Here is a 17,896-nt window from a genome sequence, read left to right on the forward strand (position 1 = left end):
GGTGCCTCCTCTCAGCGGGTGGTGGCCGTGTACGGCAGGAGCGCCATCTCACGGGCGTTCTTGACCGCGCGGGCGATCTGCCTCTGCTGCTGCGAGGTCACGCCGGTCACCCGACGAGCGCGGATCTTGCCGCGATCGGAGATGAACTTGCGCAGCAGCGCGGTGTCCTTGTAATCGATGTAGGCGATCCCGTCCTTGTCGAGCGGGTTCACCTTCTTCTTCGGCTTGCGCAGTGCCGCAGCCTTGGCCGTTGCACGTGCTCCTGGTTTGCGATCGCGAGCGCTAGGCGCCATTAGAACGGTGGCTCCTCGTCAAAATTGGCGCCCGAACCGGCACGCGCGGGAGAGGGAGCGGCCGAAGCCCAGGGGTCGTCGAAGTTGCCTCCGCCGCCACCCTGGTTGCCACCACCACCGCCGCCACCGAAGCCGCCGCCACCGCCGCCGGAGCGGGACATCTTCTGCACCTTGGCCGTGGCGTAGCGCAGCGACGGGCCGATCTCGTCGACCTCAAGCTCGATGACTGTGCGCTTCTCACCCTCGCGGGTCTCGTACGACCGCTGACGCAGCCGGCCCGACACGATCACCCGGGCGCCACGCTGCAGCGACTCGGCGACGTGCTCGGCGGCCTGCCGCCACACGGTGCATGCGAGGAACAGCGGCTCGCCGTCCTTCCATTCGTTCGACGCCTTGTCCATGAAACGGGGCGTCGAAGCGACTCGGAACTTGGCGACCGCAGCCCCGGAGGGGGTGAACCGCAACTCGGGGTCATCGGTCAGATTGCCGATGACCGTGATGGTGGTGTCTCCTGCCATGACCATCTCCTCGCGCACTCAGCGTCTCGTCGTACAGGCTCTCAGAGCCCTCCGACAGAGTCGCGGAGGCTGATCCGGACGAACCGGGGGTTGGAAGGCTTAGCGCATTTCCGGTCGGATGACCTTGGTGCGCAGCACGGACTCGTTGAGCCGGAGCTGACGGTCCAGCTCGGCCACCGCAGCAGGCGTGGCCTGCAGGTCGATGACGGCGTAGATGCCCTCGGCCTTTTTGTTGATCTCGTACGCGAGGCGCCGGCGGCCCCACACGTCGGTCTTCTCAACCGAGCCACCCGCGGTCCGAATCACGTTCAGGTACGTGTCGAGCGACGGTGCGACGGTGCGCTCCTCGAGGCTGGAGTCGAGGATGACCATCAGTTCGTAGTGACGCAAGACGTGCTCACCTCCTGTGGGCTAAGCGGCCACGGTCCTTCCGTGGCAGGAGGTCTTGTGTCGCTGCCCGCACGCGCCGAGGGAACCCGGCCGGACGCGGACAACCTGACCAGGATACCCGGTCCCAACGATCATGCCCGGGGTGGTCGGGACCGGGCCCGGACGAGCCGACGGGGGCCCACCGTCCGACCGTCAACCGGTCGGTGGTGGACCCCCGTCTACGAGGCCGCGGGGCGTCTGGTCCGCATTCCTTGGGTGGGACCTGGGGAGGAACGACCACACCGATGAGGTTGGACCGAAGACGCCCCGCGGAGCTTTATCGTGTTGTTATCTGACGATACAACAGCACTCGTACCTTGTAGGGGGGAAAAGCACAATTTTCCGAGATTCGCCGTCGCTCGGTACCCGTTGTGCGATGGGTCGCCCCCGCTGCGCCGGGCCGCGCCGCGGGGGTGACCTCGCTGTCGGCCGTCGACCGCCGGTCGCCGTGTGCGACGCTCGCGCCGCTGGCGGCACCGGGACGCTGGTCGCCGGTTCACACCCATCAACGAGCGTCGGTCCCTCCGGTGACGCGACACCGCCCCGGCCGTCGCCTCGCCGGTCGGGGGCGCGACGTAGGCTCGCTCGCATGCGTATCGGAGCCCACGTCGACTCGACCGACCCGCTGGCGGAGGCGGCCGCCCGGTCCGCCGAGACCGTGCAGTTCTTCCTCGCCGACCCACAGGGTTGGAAGGCGCCCAAGCCTCGCGAAGATGCCGATCGGCTGCGCGCCGCCGAGGTCGACCTCTACGTGCACGCGCCGTACGTCATCAACGTGGCCACACTCAACAACCGCATCCGGATCCCGAGCCGCAAGCTGCTGCTCGGGCACGCCAACGCCGCCACCGCCATCGGCGCCAAGGGCCTGATCGTCCACGGTGGGCACGTCAACGCCGGCGACGACCTGGCCGTGGGCTTCGACAACTGGCGCAAGACCTTCGCGTACGCGGCGGACTCCGGCGGTTTCGGCGTACCGGTCCTGATCGAGAACACCGCCGGCGGCGACAACGCCTGCGCCCGACGGCTGGACGCGCTCGCCCGACTCTGGGACGCCATCGGTGACTACGAGGTCGGCTTCTGCCTGGACACCTGCCACGCGTACGCGGGCGGCGAGGAGCTGCTCGGCCTGGTCGACCGGGTCAAGGCGATCACCGGGCGGATCGACCTGGTGCACGCCAACAACTCCAAGGGCGCGTTCAACTCCGGCCAGGACCGGCACGACAACCTGGGCGGCGGGACGATCGACCCGGAGCTGGTGGTTGCGGTGATCAGGGCGGCCGGCGCGCCGGTGGTCGTCGAGACACCGGGCGGCGTGACCGGCCAGGCCGCCGACATCGACTTTCTGCGTGAGCAGCTCGGAGCGGAGAGCCCGGCGGCATGACGAGCGGACAGCCCGGGACCGGCAACGCGCGGCCCACCCCCACCGGCGCGGCCGGCGAGAGTCAACAGGCCACCACTGCCGCGGCCGGCACCCCCACTCAGCCGGCTCGCACCTCCGACAAGGCCCCCGCCGGGACCACCGCGGGCCAGTCCCCACCTGTCGGCGGCGACACGACCGCAGCCACCCCGAACGGCGACGCCGGGGCAGTCCGAGCGACGAGTGGTGCCGCCAGCAAGGACGCGGCCCGGCACGGCGACAAGCAGGGCAACGCGGCCAAGAAGGACGACGCGGCCAAGAAAGGCGACACGACCAAGGACAGCACACCGGCTAAGGACAGCGACCTGGCCAAGGACGCGAAGGCGGACGGCGCCGACGCTACGGACAAGGTCGACAGCGAGGCGAAGCCGGTCGGCCCGGAGCGTTGGGAGGCGTTCGCCTCCGCACCGGAGCCACGGCCCTCCATCTTCAGTCGGGCGGGCCGGGCGGTCGGGCGGTTCCTGATCCACGAGTGGACCCTGGCCGCCCTCGGCGCGTTGGCACTGGCCGTGTTGATGACCTGGCCGACGCTGCGCTATCCGCGCTACACCCTTCCGCAGGACTACTGGGACCCGAGCCTGCAAGCCTGGCAGATGGCCTGGTCCGGGCACATCCTGCTGGCCGAGCCGGCGCGGCTGTGGCAGTCCAACACGTTCTTCCCCGAGCTGTGGAGCTTCGCGTTCTCCGACACGCTGCTCGGGTACGCCCCGGCCGGGATGCTCGGCAGCGGTCCCGAGGACGCCGTGCTGCGCTACAACATCATGTTCGTGCTGGCGCACGCGCTCGCCACGCTCGGGGCGTACGCGCTGGCTCGACAGCTCGGGGCCGGCCGGATCGGCGCGGCCGTCGCGGGCGTGAGCTACACCTACGCGCCGTGGCTGCTGGCCCAGGCCGGGCACCTGCACGTGCTCTCCAACGGGGGCATTCCGCTGGCGCTGGCGATGCTGGCGCGCGGGCACGGGTGGTCGCTGCGACACGGTTACCGGCCGGAGCGCCGGCACGACGGTTGGGTCTACGCGGGTTGGCTGGTGGCGGCCTGGCAACTCAGCCTCGGCTTCGGCATCGGGCTGCCGTTCGCGTACTTCCTGGCCGGTGCGGTGCTGGTCACTGCCGTCCTCTTCATCGTGCGGCGGCTGCGCACCGGGCAGGCCGTTCCGTTCGGTCGCCGGTTGTTCGCCGCCGACGTGCTCGGCGGGGTGTTGTTCGCCGGCGTCGGTCTGCTGATGGCCTTCCCGTTCTTCAAGGTGACCGAGCTGCACCCGTACGCCGAGCGCACCATCGGCGACATCAGCCTCTTCTCGCCACCGGCGTCGGGCTTCGTGACAGCGCCCGGGGAGTCGCGGATCTGGGGTGGGCTGCACGAGGGTGCCCGGGCAGCGCTGCCGTGGCACCCGGAGATGACCCTGCTGCCGGGCTTCGTGCTCTACGCGCTCGCCGCGGGCGGGTTGTTCTTCTCGGTCTGGCGGTTGCGGCACCGACTGCTGCTGCTCGCCGGGGTGCTGCTGACGATGGTCTTCGCCATGGGCACCCGTTTCTTCGACGGCACCTTCACCTACGTTCCCCTCTTCGAGCACCTGCCGGGCTGGAGCGCGTTGCGTACCCCCGGGCGGTTGATGCTCTGGACCACGTTGTTGCTCGGCCTGCTCGCGGCGGGCGCGGTCACCGCGCTCACCGACCGGGTCCGCGAGTTGACCGCGCAGCGGATTCCGTCGTGGCCGGGGCCGTGGCTGCGGATGGCCACCCTGCTGCCGTTGCTGCTGGTCACCGTCGAGGGCCTGAACACCACCCCACACCCGGTGGTGCCGACCCAACCGGCGGCGATGCGTTCGGCGGAGGGGCCGATGCTGGTGCTGCCCAGCAATCAGAGCCTGGACCAGCACGTGATGCTCTGGTCGACCAGTGGGTTCCCCGACGTGGTCAACGGCGGGAGCGGCTTCACACCGCGCCAGCTCGACGATGTCCGTCGGGTGAGCCAGTCGTTCCCGGACCAGACGAGCATCGACTACCTGCGCACGCTCGGCGTCCGCACTGTGGTGCTGCTGCGCGGCCAGGTGGCTGGCACGCCGTGGGAAATCACCATCGACGCACCGGTCGAGTCGCTCGGCATCAGCCGACAGGAGGTCGGGGAGGCCGTCGTCTACCGCCTCTAAAGCTCTAGGGCGGGTTTTCGGGGGAGCCCGCCCGGCTCCGGGCGGTCAGGCTTGATCCCTGCGCCGGGCGGGCTCCCCCGAAAACCCTGACGTGGTGCCGGCCGCGGTCGGCTTGAGGGTCAGGTCGCGTGCACCGGTACGGGTGCTTGTTCGCTTCTCGTGGGGCGGCGCCAGCGGTCTATCCAGGGGGCGTCCGGGGCGCCGTCGAGGACCCCGCCGTCCGGGTCGTCCGGGTAGGTGGCCCGCACCGCGTCCTGCTCAGGGTGCAGGATCTCCCTGACGACGAACACGCAGAGCACCACCACAGTGGCCAGTCGCAACGTCGAGGCCAGCACGAACACCCCCTCCGGGAAGACGGGCTTGCTGGTTGCCGCACCGAGCAGTTCTCCGTAGAAGGCGACGAAGTAGCAGACCTCGGCGATCTGCCAGGCCAGGAACGCGCCCCACTTCGGCCGGGCGAGCACCACCAGCGGGAGCAGCCAGAGCACGAACTGCTGCGACCAGACCTTGCTGAAGATCAGGAACGCGGCGACCACCAGGAAGGCGAGCTGACCCAGCCGGGGTCGGCGCGGTGCCCGCAGCGCCAGCACGGCGATGCCGAGGCAGGCCAGCCCGAACAGCGCGTACGAGACGGTGTTGAGGGTCGGGATGTTGGCGTTGAGCCACTCGAACGGGCCGAGGCTGCCGGGGTCGTTACCGACCTTTCCGTCCAGGTAGCGCCCGATGTACCAGAGCGTGCCCCAGTCGATCGGCCGGGTGGTGTTCAGCTCGAAGAACCGGTCCCAGTTCTCCGGGTACGCCCGCGCGGCCGGCAGGTTAACCAGGACCACCGCCGCGACAGCCGTCCCGATGGCGATGAGCGCGGCCCGAACCCGGTCGGCCCGTAGCGCCAGGATGAGGATCGGCCCGAGCAGGAACAGCGGCCAGAGCTTCGCCGCGCCGGCCAGACCGAGCAGCACGCCGGCCACCGCCGGTCGTTTTCGGGCCCAGGCGAGCAGGCCGAAGGCTGCCAGCCCGATGGCGAGCAGGTCCCAGTTGACGGTGGCGGTGAGCACCAGAGCCGGGGCGAGTGCGAACATCGCCGCGTCCCAGGGTCGTCGTCGGCGCAACGACAGAATCACCGCCACCGTGGCCACCGCGAGCGCGCCCAGCACCAGCGCGTTGAGGTTGTAGAACCACTGGCCCTGGTTGATGCTCGGATCGCCGTCGCCGATGGCGTGCACCGGCAGGCCCAGCGCCCCCATGAAGTAGCCGGTCAGCACCGGGTACTCGACCGGGTGGTCGCGGTAGGGCACCTTGCCCTCGTTGAGCCCTTCGGCGTAGTAGAGGGCGAGGACGTCGGTGTAGCAGAACCGGGTGTACTGGACGTTGTTCTGCCAGGCGCCGTTCTGGCAGGGCGATTTCTGCACCCAGTGCAGCGCGAGCGTGAGGCACACCAGCGCCAGCACGATCCGCGCGGCCGTCCAGAAGCGATGCTCCCGACCGGCCGGCCGGTTCAGCGTTGTCGCGTGGTCGCCGAGCGGCCCGCCGATGACGCTGGAGATGCCGCGGACGAACCCGTCGGAGCGGGACGGGTGATCAGTGGTTCCGGCGTCGTCGATGCCGGGCGTCGACTGGGTGCTCATGAAGAGGCATCCTGCCGTACGACAGGGGTGCCCGTCCCGTCCCGGCGTGGAGTTCCGGGTACGAAAACGCCGCCGCCGGCCGGGACGTGTCGTCCGGCCGGCGGCGGCATCGTGTGTTGGTGCGGGTCACTCCCGGTTGGGTGGCAGGCTGGGCAACAGCCCGCCGCCGCCACCACCTGTGCCGCCGCCGCCCGGATTACCGCCGGGGTTGCCACCGGGGTTGCCACCGGGATTACCGCCTGGATTGCCCCCAGGGTTGCCGCCGCCGCCTGGGTTGTTGCCTCCGGGGTTGCAGAGGATGTCGATCAGCGGGTTACAGGGTTGTCCCTGGCCGGGCTGACCCCCCGGGTTCGGCGGGGGCGGCGGGGGCGGCGGCGCTTCACCGTTCCCGGAATCCGGATCACCGACGTTCGCCGCCGGCGGGAAGTCAACCTTGGGCTTGCCCTTCAGCGCCTCGTTCATGAACCTCTCCCAGATGTCACCCGGGAGGTTGCCACCGCTGACCTTGGTGCGGCCGTCCTTGAGGATGAGTGGCTTCCGTGCCCCCACGTTGCCCACCCAGACCGCAGTCGCCAACTGCGGCGTGTAGCCGATCATCCACGCGTCGCCGTTGTCCCTGCTGTCGTCCTTGAGTTCCCAGGTGCCGGTCTTGGAGGCGGCCTTGCGGCCGTCGTCGAGCCGGTGGTTGACAGCGGCCGGGTAGTCCTTCAGCACCGACGTCACATCGTCCACCACGCTCTTCTCGATTCTCCGCTTCGAGTCGAGCTTCTCGCTGTAGACCTTGTCCCACTTACCGGTGTTCGGGTTCTGCTTCTCCACCGAGTAGAGGAAGTGCGCCTTGTTGTAGACGCCCCCGTTGGCGAAGGTCGCAACACCGTTGGCGTGGTCCAGCACCGTGATCGGATACTGGCCGTAGCCGACGACGTTGAAGAACGGCTCCGGCGTGATTTTCTTCGCGTCGGTCTTCGTCAGGTCGTAGGCCTTGGCCGGGTTGGTGTCAGTGCGCCACATGGTGGTGACGCCGGCCTGCTTGGCCATGTCGATGACCTTGTCGGCACCGATCTCCTCGGTGACGTAGTAGAACGGCACGTTCAGGGACTTGAGCGTGGATACCCGCAGCGTGCAGGAGTTGCCGCAGGAGGGGTTGTCGGTGCCGGCGTTGCTGACCTTGAAGGTGCCCTCCGGCTTGAAGGCCTTGCCCTTCCAGCGAGACTCGAGCGCCTTCTTTTCCTTGAGCGCGGCCGCCAAGGTGTAGATCTTGAAGCTTGATCCGGGCGAGTGACCGCCGCTGATCGCCCCGGTGGAGTCGGTGTTCTTGCCGGCGTAGTCGGTGCCGGTGCCGTTGTCACCGCCGTAGTACGCGACGACCCGACCGTTTGTGGGATCGATCGACACCACCGCGGCCATGATGTTGGAGGGCTGACCGGCCAACTCGGAGCCCTTGGACTTGCGCTGGGCGGTCTCGACCGCCGCCGCCTGCATCTTCGTGTCCATTGTGGTGCGGATCCGGTAACCGCCGGACATCAGCGCCTGGGAGCACGACGGCTTGGCATCTGTCACCTCCGTGTCCTTCTCGACACAGATACCCCTGTCCCGCATTTCCTGCCGGACGTAGTTGATGACGTTGCCGTACGGGGTGTCGACGCCGAAGTCGACGCCGATGCCGCCCTTCTTCGGGGACTTGATGGCCTTCAGCGGGTACTCGGCAGGACGCGGCTCCATGCCGGGCACACCCAGCCAGCCCTCCTTGACCATGCCGTCGATCACGTAGTTCCAGCGATCCTGTGCGGCGGTCGGGTTGATGGCCGGGTCGTACCCCTGGTGGGTGGAGCTGGGTTCCGGCTGCTTGATCAGAGCCGCGAGGACGGCACCCTCGGCCGGGTTGAGCTTGCTCACCGACTTGCCGAAGTAGGTCTGCGCTGCGGCCTCGATGCCGTAGGCGCCCCGGCCGAAGTAGATCACGTTGAGGTAGTGCTGCATGATCTGCGGCTTCGTGTACTCGTCGTTGAGCTTGGAGGCGAAGATCGCCTCCTTCACCTTCCGGGCGTACGTGTCGTCCTTCAGGTTGTCGTAGGCGTTGCGCGCGTACTGCTGGGTGATGGTGGAGGCACCTTGCTTGTCGCCGCCGGAGAGGTTGTTCCAGCCGGCCCGGGCGATGCCCTTGTAGTCCACACCCGAGTGCCGGTAGAAGTTCCGGTCCTCGGCCGCGGCCACCGCCTTCTGCACGAAGTCCGGAATCTGGTCGATGGTGACCAGGGTCCGGTTCTGATCGCCCACCTTCGCGATGATCGTCTTGTTGTCGAAGGCGTACAGGGTGGTCGCCTGCGGCGGAGTGATCTCGTCCGGAAGCACCACGTTCGTCGAGTAGTAGGTGAACCCGACCACGCCGATGCCAGCGAGCATGACGAAGACGGCGAACCCGGCGATCAGCAGGTTCATCCGCTTGCGCTTCTTCGCCCGCGCCGCGGCGCCCGAGTCGCCCGGACCACGGCCGCCCCGACCGGGACCACCAGGGCCGCCCGGCCCACCGGGACCCCCAGGGCCGCCCGGCCCACCGGAGACCGGTGAGACGCTCGCGCGCGCGACCGCCGCACGACCACCGACCGACGCGGATCCGACGCTGGCCCGGCCCGCCGAGGCGGTGCCGACCGAGGCCGCACCGACGGAGGCGGCACCGACCGCAGCCCTACCTGCGGGCGCGCCCGGCGCCGGGGAGACGGGCACCGAGGCCCGACCGGCGCCGGCGCGGCCAGCTGCCGCACCAGGTGCCGGCGACACCGGCACCGAAGCCCGACCGGCCCGGCCGGTCGCTGCCGAACCCACCGGCGCGGACCCGGCGGCCGCGCTGCCACGCGGCGGCACCGAGGCGGAGCCACCGACCGTGGCGCGGCCACCGGCAGCCCGGGGCGTCACCGAGGCGCGGCCCGGGGTTGCCGCGCCGGAGTCACCGCCGGGCCGGCGGTACGCGTCGTCCGCGCCCGGTCCGGGGTCACCGTCCGGACCCGAGTACTGGGCCCGCCCGCGCGCAGAACTGGGATCACCGTACGAGTTCATTCCTCACACCCTGCCGGTCGCGGTGGGGCGCGGCTGCGCCGCCACCGGGTTGCCGTGAGTTGCTTCACCCGGGACGCCGGCACGGGGGTGCCGACCGACCGGGGTCATTGCCGTATCAATCGGGCCAATCGGGCGAACAAGCGGTCGGCCGTCCCGGGTTTCGTCTGCCACTCCGGGGCCGGTCCAACCAGCTGATGTCACCGTTGCGCCTCTCGCCTCCGCCGACCGGCGCCTTCGGCGCCCGCCGCGTCCTGCTCGCTCGTGCCGTCGCTGTCGCCGGTCAGACCGTCCCGGCCGAGCAGGTACTGCTCGACGAGATGGTTCCAGTCACAACCGAGGCACACCTCCACGACGAAGACCTGGAACTCACGCAGCGTCATCGCCAGCACGGGCAACTCGGCAAGTGTCCGAGCCTGGCCGGCGGACTGCTTGAGTTCGTCACCGTAAATGTAGTGGACCAGCGTCAGGTTTTCGCTGCGGCAGATCGGGCAGCGCCGGTCCGTCGGCTCTCCGTGGAACCGAGCGGCGTTCTTCAGGTACGGCGACGCGTCGCAGACGTCATACGTGCCGACCCGGCCGGCCAGGAGCTCACGCAGCACTGCTCGCTTCTGAAGCGAGTAGTCGACGACCTGGCGCTGCGTACGCATGCGGAGAAGGGTACGCGGTCCGAACCGAGCAGGCGACCACGCTCACAATCCGTGACGACGACATCTCGGAACGGGGGTTTGCCCTGGCCCACGCGACCCGCTAACGTGCGATGTATCGGTCCGATACATCGCGGCGGTTACCACTCCACGCCGGAGGGTAAAGAGAGGGTGGCCAGTGCTTGAGTTCGCCATCCTCGGCCTCCTGCAGGAGTCTCCGATGCACGGCTATGAGCTGCGCAAGGAGTTGACCGCCAAACTCGGCGCGATCCGGGCGGCGATCAGCTACGGCTCGCTCTATCCCACGCTACGCAGGCTTCAGGCGGCGGGATGGATCACCGAAGCTGCTGAGACACCCGCCACTGCCGAGGAGGTTCCCGCGCTGACCAGCCGACGAGGTCGGGTGGTCTACAAAATCACCGCGGAAGGCAAGGAACGCTTCGCCCAGCTGATCGCACAGGCCGGACCCGAGACGTACGACGACACGGGCTTCGGAGTGCACTTCGCGTTCTTCGCCCGGACCGACCAGGCGACCCGACTGCGCATTCTGGAGGGTCGCCGCCGCAAGATCGAGGAGCGTCGCGAAGGGCTTCGTGACGTGCTGGGCCGGGCAGCCGAGCGCCTCGACGCTTACACGCTGGAACTGCAGCGCCACGGCCTTGATGCCTGTGAGCGCGAGGTCCGCTGGCTGGAGGAGCTCATCGCCAACGAGCGCTCCGGCCGAGCCCCGACGGTCCCGAACATAGGGACAGCCGGCGGCCGACGAGAAGACAACAGCCCGCCTCCGCCTGGAGAGACCAGGAATGAGCGGCCGTGACAGAAAAGAAGGAGGCAGACGCTATGGGCTCCGTCCGCGTCGCCATCGTCGGTGTGGGTAACTGCGCCTCGTCCCTGGTTCAGGGCGTCGAGTACTACCGGAACGCCAACCCGAACGACCGCGTCCCGGGTCTCATGCACGTCGCCTTCGGCGATTATCACGTCAACGCCGTGGAGTTCGTAGCGGCATTCGACGTGGACGCCAAGAAGGTGGGCATGGACCTCGCGGAGGCGATCGTCGCCAGCGAGAACAACACCATCAAGCTCTGCGACGTGCCGCCGACCGGCGTCAGCGTGCAGCGCGGTCCGACCTTCGACGGTCTGGGCCAGTACTACCGCGAGATCGTCGAGGAGTCGGACGCCACCCCCGTCGACGTGGCGCAGGCGCTGCGCGACGCGCAGGTCGACGTCGTCGTCTGCTACCTGCCGGTCGGCTCCGAGCAGGCCGCCAAGTTCTACGCCCAGGCCGCGATCGACGCCGGCTGCGCGTTCGTCAACGCCCTGCCGGTCTTCATCGCCTCCGACCCCGAGTGGGCCAAGAAGTTCGAGGACGCGGGCCTGCCGATCGTCGGTGACGACATCAAGAGCCAGGTCGGCGCCACCATCGTGCACCGTGCCCTCGCGAAGCTCTTCGAGGACCGCGGCGTCGAGCTGCTGCGCACGTACCAGCTCAACTTCGGCGGCAACATGGACTTCATGAACATGCTGGAGCGCAAGCGCCTGGTCTCGAAGAAGATCTCGAAGACCCAGTCGGTCACCTCGCAGATCCCGCACGAGATGAGCAAGAGCGACGTGCACATCGGCCCGTCGGACCACGTGCCGTGGCTGGACGACCGCAAGTGGGCGTACATCCGCCTGGAGGGCCGCTCGTTCGGTGACACCCCCCTCAACGCCGAGCTCAAGCTCGAGGTGTGGGACTCTCCGAACTCCGCCGGCGTCATCATCGACGCGGTCCGGGCCGCGAAGATCGCCCTGGACCGGAAGATCGGCGGCCCGATCCTGTCGGCCTCGTCGTACTTCATGAAGTCCCCGCCGGTGCAGTACGCCGACCACGACGCCCACCAGGCCGTCGAGGAGTTCATCGCCGGTGAGGTCACGCGCTGACGCGCTGAATCACCAAGCACGTGGAAGGGCCGGGTCCGCGCGGACCCGGCCCTTCCACGTGGGTCGGCTTCCCCGGGGTACGACCGCTGTCCCGTGACCTCTGCCACCACTTTCGGGGCCACGGGGAGCGGGAAAGCTATCGATAATCGATTCATGATCTCCCGCACCAGCTCCGCACTGACTGGCCCGCACCCGGCCCGACCTCCTCGGCCGCGCATCGTCGCGCTGGCCTGCCTACTGCTTGCCCTGGCCGCCGTCGCGCAACTGGCCGCACTTCCGCTCCGCTACTGGCACCAGGACTTCTTCCACACGGCCGCCAGCTCCTTCGAGCCCACGGACGGGGTGGCCTTCGCCGCCCTGGGCAGCACCGCCGATCTGGCTGCCGACCTGCTGACGGCGGTGCTGGCGATCGGACTCCTCACGCTGGCCGCAGCCAACGCCGTGGGCGTGAACCGCGCACGGATCGCCTCCTGGGCCTCGGCACCAGTCCTCGCCTGCTGCGCCGCCGTCGGGGCGGCCCGGTCGCCGCGACCGCTCTATTCCATCTACTCCGCCGAGAACATGGACCGGATCACCGAGATGGCACGGGATGACATGCCGGGTTGGTTGGAGCCCCTGCTGCTCACCCTGGGCTTGGGCGTGCCGGTGGCGATACTCGTCGCGCTGGTCCTGCTGGCCCTGCCACCGGCCAACGCCTTCTTCCAGCCGCGGACCCCGATCGACCCGCCGTGGCCCGCCCGGACCGCACCCGTTGGCGGACCGGAAGGGTCGCCCAGCGCCGGGTGACGCCACCGCCGACGCCGGACGGCTCAGGACCAGGCGCGTCGCAGCGCCACCCCGGCCTCCAGCTCCAACAAGTTGACCTTGCGAGGCAGGCCTCCGCCGAAGCCGACCAGCTTGCCGCCCGCGCCGACGATCCGGTGACACGGCACGATCACCGGGACCGGGTTGCGGTTGCAGGCCACTCCCACCGCCCGTGCCGCCCCCGCATCGCCGACCAGCCGCGCCACCGCGCCGTACGTCAGCGTCTCCCCGTAGGGGATCCGGGTCATCTCCCGCCACACGGCTCGCTCGAAGTCGGAGCCCCGGGGCATCGACACCGGGACGGTGAACGCGGTCAGCTCCCCGGCGAAGTACGCCCGCAGTTCGGTCACGGCCTGCTGGGACAACGCGTCGCCGGGCTCGTCGACCGCTGCCTCGACCCGGCCGAAGGCGGCGCCGCAGACGCTCGTGCCGTCGGTGGCCACGGAGAACTCACCGATCGGTGAGTCGAGCACCGCCCAGCGCATCCGCCTATTCTCCCCGACGCGGACCATCTCGCCGGCCCGGCCTCCGGCGTCGGGTCGAGCGCCACTCCCGACCCGCAGCGGTAGATCATCTTCACGTCCTGTCAGGCCGTTCGGCGTTGCGCGGCGTCGATACCGTCAAGGTCGTGGCAACGGGGACGCTCATCTTTCTGATCATCGGCGGGGCGGGCATCGGCGTGCTCGCGCTCGCGCTGCTCGGCACCGAGCTGCTCCACTTCGGGCACGCCGACGTGGACGGGCCGATCTCGGTCGAGACGGTCGCCGGCTTCGCCGGGGCTTTCGGGTTCGGCGCGGCCATCGTCAACGAACTGCTCGGTGCCCGTACACCTGGCATGGTCGTCGGGGCGGTGGCCGGCGGCGTGCTCGCAGCCGTGCCCACCGGCTGGTTGGCGTCCCGGCTGAGTCGGGCGGCGCGGAACATGCGCACCGACCCCACCCCCACCCGCGACGACCTGGTCGGCGCGCTCGGCCTGGTCGTCACCCCGGTGCCAGCCAACGGGTACGGCGAGGTCCGCATTCGCCTCGCCGGCCAACCGGTCAAGCTCAGCGCCCGCGCGGACCAGCCGATCCCGATCGGCGCCCAGATCTTCGTCGTGCAGGCGCTCAGCGAGACCAGCGTGCACGTAGAGACCTACTGATCTCCCCCTCACAGACGGGACTATTTATATGGCCCTACTCATCGCCATCGGTGGCGCGGTCCTCCTCGTGCTCATCCTGGTGTTCTTCGTGCTCTCCCGGATCAAGGTGGCCGGCCCGAACGAGGCGTTCATCGTCACCGGTCGCAAGGGCCGCACCACGCACACCGCCGACGGCGGGCGGTCCACCGACACCTCCGGTCAGAAGGTCGTGCTGGGCGCCTCGGTGTTCGTGCTGCCGGTGGTGCAGAAGCTCCAGTCGCTCGACCTGTCCAGCCGGCGGATCGACGTCGGCATCCGGGGCGCGGTGAGCAAGCAGGGCATCCGCGCCGACCTGCACGGCGTGGCGATCGTCAAGGTCGGCGGGACCGAGGACGCGATCCGGGCCGCCGCCCAGCGGTTCCTGCACCAGCAGGACGAGATCGACAACTTCACCCGGGAGGTGCTGGCCGGCGCGCTGCGTTCGATCGTCGGGCGGCTCACCGTCGAGGAGGTCATCCGGGACCGGGCGGCGTTCGCCAGCGCCGTGGCCGAGGAGGCCGAACACTCGATGACCAACCAGGGTCTGGTGTTGGACACCTTCCAGCTCCAGGACATCCTCGCCGAGGGCTCCTACCTGCAGGACCTAGGTCGGCCTGAGGCCGCCCGGGTGCTCAAGGACGCGGCGATCGCCGAGGCGCGGGCCCGGCAGCAGGCCGAGCAGGAGCGCCTGCTCGCCGAGGAGGCCATCGCCGAGGCGAACCGGAACCTGGCCCTCAAGCAGGCCGGCATCCAGGCCGAGATCGACGCGGCTAAGGCGAAGTCCGCGGCGGCCGGACCGCTCGCCCAGGCCGAGCGGGACCAGGCGATCCTTTCCGAGCAGCAGAAGGTGGCCGAGCGCAACGCCGAACTCAAGCAGCGCCAACTCGACACCGAGGTTCGCAAGCCGGCCGACGCGGCCCGGTACAAGGTGGAGCAGGAGGCCGAGGCGTCCCGCAACGCGGCGGTGCTGCACGCCGACGCGCAGCGCCAGTCCGTGATCGCCGCAGCGCAGGCCTCCGCCGAGCAGGCCCGCCTCACCGGTGAGGGTGAGCGGGCCCGACGGGCCGCGCTCGCCGAGGCCAACGCCATCGAGGGTGCCAAGGAGGGTGAGGCCGAGCAGCGGCGACGCTCCGCCATCGCCGAGGCGGTGGAGCGGGAGGGCCAGGCCGAGGCCGCGGCCATCCTCGCCAAGGGTGAGGCAGAGGCCGACGCGATGGCGCGCAAGGCCGAGGCGTTCGCCGCGTACGGAGAGGCGGCCGTGCTCGACCTGCTGGTCAAGGTGCTGCCGCAGGTCGTCGAGGCGGCCAGCGCGCCGATCGGGGCGATCGACAAGATGACCGTGATTTCCACCGACGGCGCGTCGTCGCTCACCAGGTCGGTGGCCGGCAACGTGGCCCAGGGCCTCCAGCTCGGCAGCGATCTCACCGGGATCGACCTGCCCGGACTGCTGGCACGGCTCGGTGCTGGACGGAGCGACGCCACCGCGCCGGTCACCGGGGGCGGCACTGTGGACGGCAGCACCGTCTCGCGCTGAACGCGCACAACCGGCGAGAGTCAGGGCTCTGGCTGGCACGGATCACCGACCAACGGCCGGCGCCCGCCGGCACCGCCTCCCGAGGGAGGGGTGCCGGCGGGCGCCGGTGGTGATTCCGTGGTTGGTTCAGGCGAGGTTCATGACGAAGCGCTCGCCCGCCGAAAGGCCGAAGTCCGGGCTCCAGAAGTCGAAGTCCTTGTTCGGGATCAGCTGGCTGGTGCCGGCGCTGCCGGCACTGACCGCCTGCCCGTCGACGTTCGCGTAGATCCAGCCCGACCCGTCCGTGGCCCCGACACCCCGGTGCCAGAAGGTGAAGGCCTCCCAGGCATTGATTCCGGCGGCCGAGGCAACCATCGGCTTCGATCCGGCGGAGGTCGCCGAGACGAACTTGCCGTTGGCCAGCGAACGCAGGCCGAAGTAGCCGTAGTAGTCCAGGTCGTACAGCTCGAACTTCTCCCAGGTGCTGACCTTCGTGGCCACCGGGATCAGCGGCTTGCTTCCGGCACCGTCAGCGGAGACGAACTTGCCGCTGGCGGAGGACTTGAAGCTGACGAGCAGGTTCGTCTCGAGGTCGAACTTCTCCCAGGTGCTCGCGTTCGTCGCGCTGGCAATCAGCGGACCACCGTTGCTGGGGGCACTGACGTACTTGTTGTTGACAGTGGCCCTCAGGCTCACGGTGCCGTCGGTCTGGTGAACAAGCTGGAACCTCTCCCAGGTGCTCACCGACGCGGCAGCGGCGATCAGTGGCTTGCTGCCGGCACCGTTGGCGCTGACGTACTTACCGTTGACGTTCGCCCGCAGTGCGACCAGGCCGCTGCCGAGGTCGACGATGTCGAGCTTCTCCCAGCCGCCCAGCACCGGGCCGACAGCGGCCAGAGGCTTGCTGCCCGCACCGTCAGCCGAGACGAAATAGCCGTTGGAACGCGCCAGCAGACCGTGCGCGGTGCGCGCGGGAGACAGGGCCGCCGCGACGTTGAGCAGACGGTCCACTCCGCCCTGCGGGTTCAACACAGCGCCAGCGAGCCCCCGGGTCACGATCGTGTTGCGCACCTGGTTCGGTGACCACGTCGGGTTCGACTGAAGCAGCAGCGCAGCGGCGCCGGCCACGTGCGGCGAGGCCATCGAGGTCCCGCTGAAGGCCACCGACCCGTTGGTGGTTCCGCTCGCCGCGGAGACGATGTCCACGCCCGGAGCCCAGACGTCGACACACGGACCGTAGTTCGAATCGAAGTACTCGGTCGAGGCGCGACGGTCGAACCTGTCGGTGGCGCCGACAGTGATCGCCGCCGACACCCCGGCCGGGGTGTACGAGCAGGCATCGTCCGCTTCGTTGCCGGCGGCCACCGCGTAGGTGAGACCGGTGGCGATGGAGTTGCTGACCGCCATGGAGATCGCCGGGTAGTCCGGGTTCTCCGGCCCGCCGAGGCTCATGTTGACCACGGCAGGCTTCTGCGCGTTGGCGGTCACCCAGTCGATCCCGGCCACGACTTCCTCGGTGGTGCCAGCACCATCGCAGTCGAGGACCCGGACGGCGACCAGGCTCACGTCCTTGGCCACGCCGTACTTCGTGCCGCCGACGGTGCCCGCCACGTGCGTGCCGTGACCGTGGCAGTCCTGCGCCACATTGTCCCGCTCGATCGCGTCGTAACCGTTGGAGGCGCGGCCACCGAAGTCGCTGTGACTGATGTCGATGCCAGTGTCGACGATGTACGCCTTCACCCCGGCACCGGTGTTGGGGTAGGTGTAACTGCCATTCGGCTTGGGCGAAACCTGATCGATCCGGTCCAGGCCCCAGGAGGGAGGCGAGCTCTGCGTTCCGCTCGCGTGGACGCGAACCACCGGCTCCACGGATGCGACATCCGGGTCGGCGGCCAGCCGGCCTGCCTGCTTCGCGGTCATCGCGGCGGAGTAGCCGTTGACGGCGCTGCTGTACAGCCGGCGGACGCTGCCGCCGTTCTCCTTGGCCAGAGCCGAAGCGGCAGCCTTGATCTTGGCGGGCGTGGTCTTCTTGTCCTTGAGGACCACAATGTAGCGATTCGGAACGACCTCGGCGGCCTTGGCTTTGGCCAACCGGCCGTCCGCCTTGGGGGCGGTCAACTTGCTGGCGGGCTTCGGCGCCAGCGGAGCGGTCGGTTCGGCCATGGCGGCCCCACCGGTCGCAGCGGTGACGATGATGGTTGCGGAGGCGAGAGCAACGCTCGCCACCGCCGAGCGGCGTATTACGCCACGGCGTTTCACTAGGTGATCTCCCCGTTTGATCGTCGCCCGTCCAGTCCGGACGGCGGACGGGCGGTGGGGTCGGCGGCGGTGTCGATGCACCGGTAGCCGACGGACGCCCAGTCATCATGG

The 17,896-nt window shown here is 69.5% G+C and carries 16 protein-coding genes; 8 read left to right on the forward strand and 8 right to left on the reverse strand.

Annotated elements, in window-relative coordinates; translation table 11 throughout:
- Window positions 1-11 precede the first annotated feature (11 nt).
- From rpsR to rpsF, 3 genes are all read right to left on the reverse strand, one after another.
- Window positions 12-293 carry a 30S ribosomal protein S18 gene (gene rpsR / locus ACLQ3F_RS26325; RefSeq protein WP_051723758.1) on the reverse strand — a complete coding sequence of 94 codons (282 nt, stop codon included), beginning with the start codon at window positions 291-293 and terminating at the stop codon, window positions 12-14.
- Window positions 293-829 carry a single-stranded DNA-binding protein gene (locus ACLQ3F_RS26330; protein WP_181518404.1) on the reverse strand — a complete coding sequence of 179 codons (537 nt, stop codon included), beginning with the start codon at window positions 827-829 and terminating at the stop codon, window positions 293-295. The genes rpsR and ACLQ3F_RS26330 overlap by 1 nt, the downstream gene beginning before the upstream one ends.
- Before the next feature lie 81 nt (window positions 830-910).
- Window positions 911-1,201, reverse strand: coding sequence for a 30S ribosomal protein S6 (gene rpsF, locus ACLQ3F_RS26335; RefSeq protein ID WP_036391391.1), 291 nt, complete (start codon window positions 1,199-1,201; stop codon window positions 911-913).
- 628 nt (window positions 1,202-1,829) lie between these two features.
- Between rpsF and ACLQ3F_RS26340 the strand changes: the two genes are divergently transcribed.
- Window positions 1,830-2,621, forward strand: coding sequence for a deoxyribonuclease IV (locus ACLQ3F_RS26340; RefSeq protein ID WP_357201849.1), 792 nt, complete (start codon window positions 1,830-1,832; stop codon window positions 2,619-2,621).
- Window positions 2,618-4,807 (forward strand): hypothetical protein, encoded by a 2,190-nt coding sequence (locus ACLQ3F_RS26345; protein WP_425852036.1) that lies wholly within the window; start codon window positions 2,618-2,620, stop codon window positions 4,805-4,807. Before ACLQ3F_RS26340 ends, ACLQ3F_RS26345 begins: the two co-directional genes overlap by 4 nt.
- Before the next feature lie 119 nt (window positions 4,808-4,926).
- Here the strand turns inward: ACLQ3F_RS26345 and ACLQ3F_RS26350 are convergent, their stop codons facing one another.
- Window positions 4,927-6,432, reverse strand: coding sequence for a glycosyltransferase family 87 protein (locus ACLQ3F_RS26350; protein ID WP_425852038.1), 1,506 nt, complete (start codon window positions 6,430-6,432; stop codon window positions 4,927-4,929).
- 126 nt (window positions 6,433-6,558) lie between these two features.
- A complete protein-coding gene (locus ACLQ3F_RS26355; protein ID WP_425852039.1) occupies window positions 6,559-8,871 on the reverse strand; it encodes a transglycosylase domain-containing protein in 2,313 nt (770 codons plus the stop codon).
- On the opposite strand from ACLQ3F_RS26355, the gene ACLQ3F_RS26360 reads away from it, so the two are divergent.
- Complete coding sequence (locus tag ACLQ3F_RS26360) at window positions 8,834-9,544, forward strand: hypothetical protein (protein ID WP_425852041.1); 711 nt, start codon at window positions 8,834-8,836, stop codon at window positions 9,542-9,544. The two genes, ACLQ3F_RS26355 and ACLQ3F_RS26360, sit on opposite strands and share 38 nt — an antisense overlap.
- A gap of 139 nt (window positions 9,545-9,683) precedes the next feature.
- Here ACLQ3F_RS26360 and ACLQ3F_RS26365 read toward each other — a convergent pair whose 3' ends face one another.
- Window positions 9,684-10,133, reverse strand: coding sequence for a DUF5318 domain-containing protein (locus ACLQ3F_RS26365; protein ID WP_355004535.1), 450 nt, complete (start codon window positions 10,131-10,133; stop codon window positions 9,684-9,686).
- Window positions 10,134-10,308: 175 nt separating this feature from the next.
- Here ACLQ3F_RS26365 and ACLQ3F_RS26370 point away from each other — a divergent pair, with 175 nt between their 5' ends.
- The 3 genes from ACLQ3F_RS26370 to ACLQ3F_RS26380 all read left to right on the forward strand — a co-directional run bounded on the left by ACLQ3F_RS26370 (window position 10,309) and on the right by ACLQ3F_RS26380 (window position 12,836).
- Complete coding sequence (locus ACLQ3F_RS26370) at window positions 10,309-10,947, forward strand: PadR family transcriptional regulator (RefSeq protein WP_030331823.1); 639 nt, start codon at window positions 10,309-10,311, stop codon at window positions 10,945-10,947.
- 23 nt (window positions 10,948-10,970) lie between these two features.
- Window positions 10,971-12,050 carry an inositol-3-phosphate synthase gene (locus ACLQ3F_RS26375; RefSeq protein ID WP_091396616.1) on the forward strand — a complete coding sequence of 360 codons (1,080 nt, stop codon included), beginning with the start codon at window positions 10,971-10,973 and terminating at the stop codon, window positions 12,048-12,050.
- Window positions 12,051-12,203: 153 nt separating this feature from the next.
- A complete protein-coding gene (locus ACLQ3F_RS26380; protein WP_425852043.1) occupies window positions 12,204-12,836 on the forward strand; it encodes a hypothetical protein in 633 nt (210 codons plus the stop codon).
- A gap of 23 nt (window positions 12,837-12,859) precedes the next feature.
- Here ACLQ3F_RS26380 and ACLQ3F_RS26385 read toward each other — a convergent pair whose 3' ends face one another.
- Window positions 12,860-13,339 carry a methylated-DNA--[protein]-cysteine S-methyltransferase gene (locus tag ACLQ3F_RS26385; protein ID WP_425852044.1) on the reverse strand — a complete coding sequence of 160 codons (480 nt, stop codon included), beginning with the start codon at window positions 13,337-13,339 and terminating at the stop codon, window positions 12,860-12,862.
- Window positions 13,340-13,437: 98 nt separating this feature from the next.
- Between ACLQ3F_RS26385 and ACLQ3F_RS26390 the strand changes: the two genes are divergently transcribed.
- Both ACLQ3F_RS26390 and ACLQ3F_RS26395 read left to right on the forward strand, forming a co-directional pair.
- Window positions 13,438-13,995, forward strand: a complete 558-nt coding sequence (locus tag ACLQ3F_RS26390; RefSeq protein WP_357208251.1) for a hypothetical protein — start codon at window positions 13,438-13,440, stop codon at window positions 13,993-13,995.
- Window positions 13,996-14,023: 28 nt separating this feature from the next.
- On the forward strand, window positions 14,024-15,547 hold the full coding sequence (locus tag ACLQ3F_RS26395; RefSeq protein WP_357208249.1) for a flotillin family protein: 1,524 nt from the start codon (window positions 14,024-14,026) through the stop codon (window positions 15,545-15,547).
- A 126-nt stretch (window positions 15,548-15,673) separates the two neighbouring features.
- Here the strand turns inward: ACLQ3F_RS26395 and ACLQ3F_RS26400 are convergent, their stop codons facing one another.
- Window positions 15,674-17,752: a S8 family serine peptidase gene (locus tag ACLQ3F_RS26400; protein WP_425852046.1), complete on the reverse strand. Its 2,079-nt coding sequence runs from the start codon at window positions 17,750-17,752 to the stop codon at window positions 15,674-15,676.
- Window positions 17,753-17,896: the final 144 nt, after the last annotated feature.

Source organism: Micromonospora sp. DT15 (assembly GCF_049841475.1).
Taxonomy (GTDB): Bacteria; Actinomycetota; Actinomycetes; order Mycobacteriales; family Micromonosporaceae; genus Micromonospora.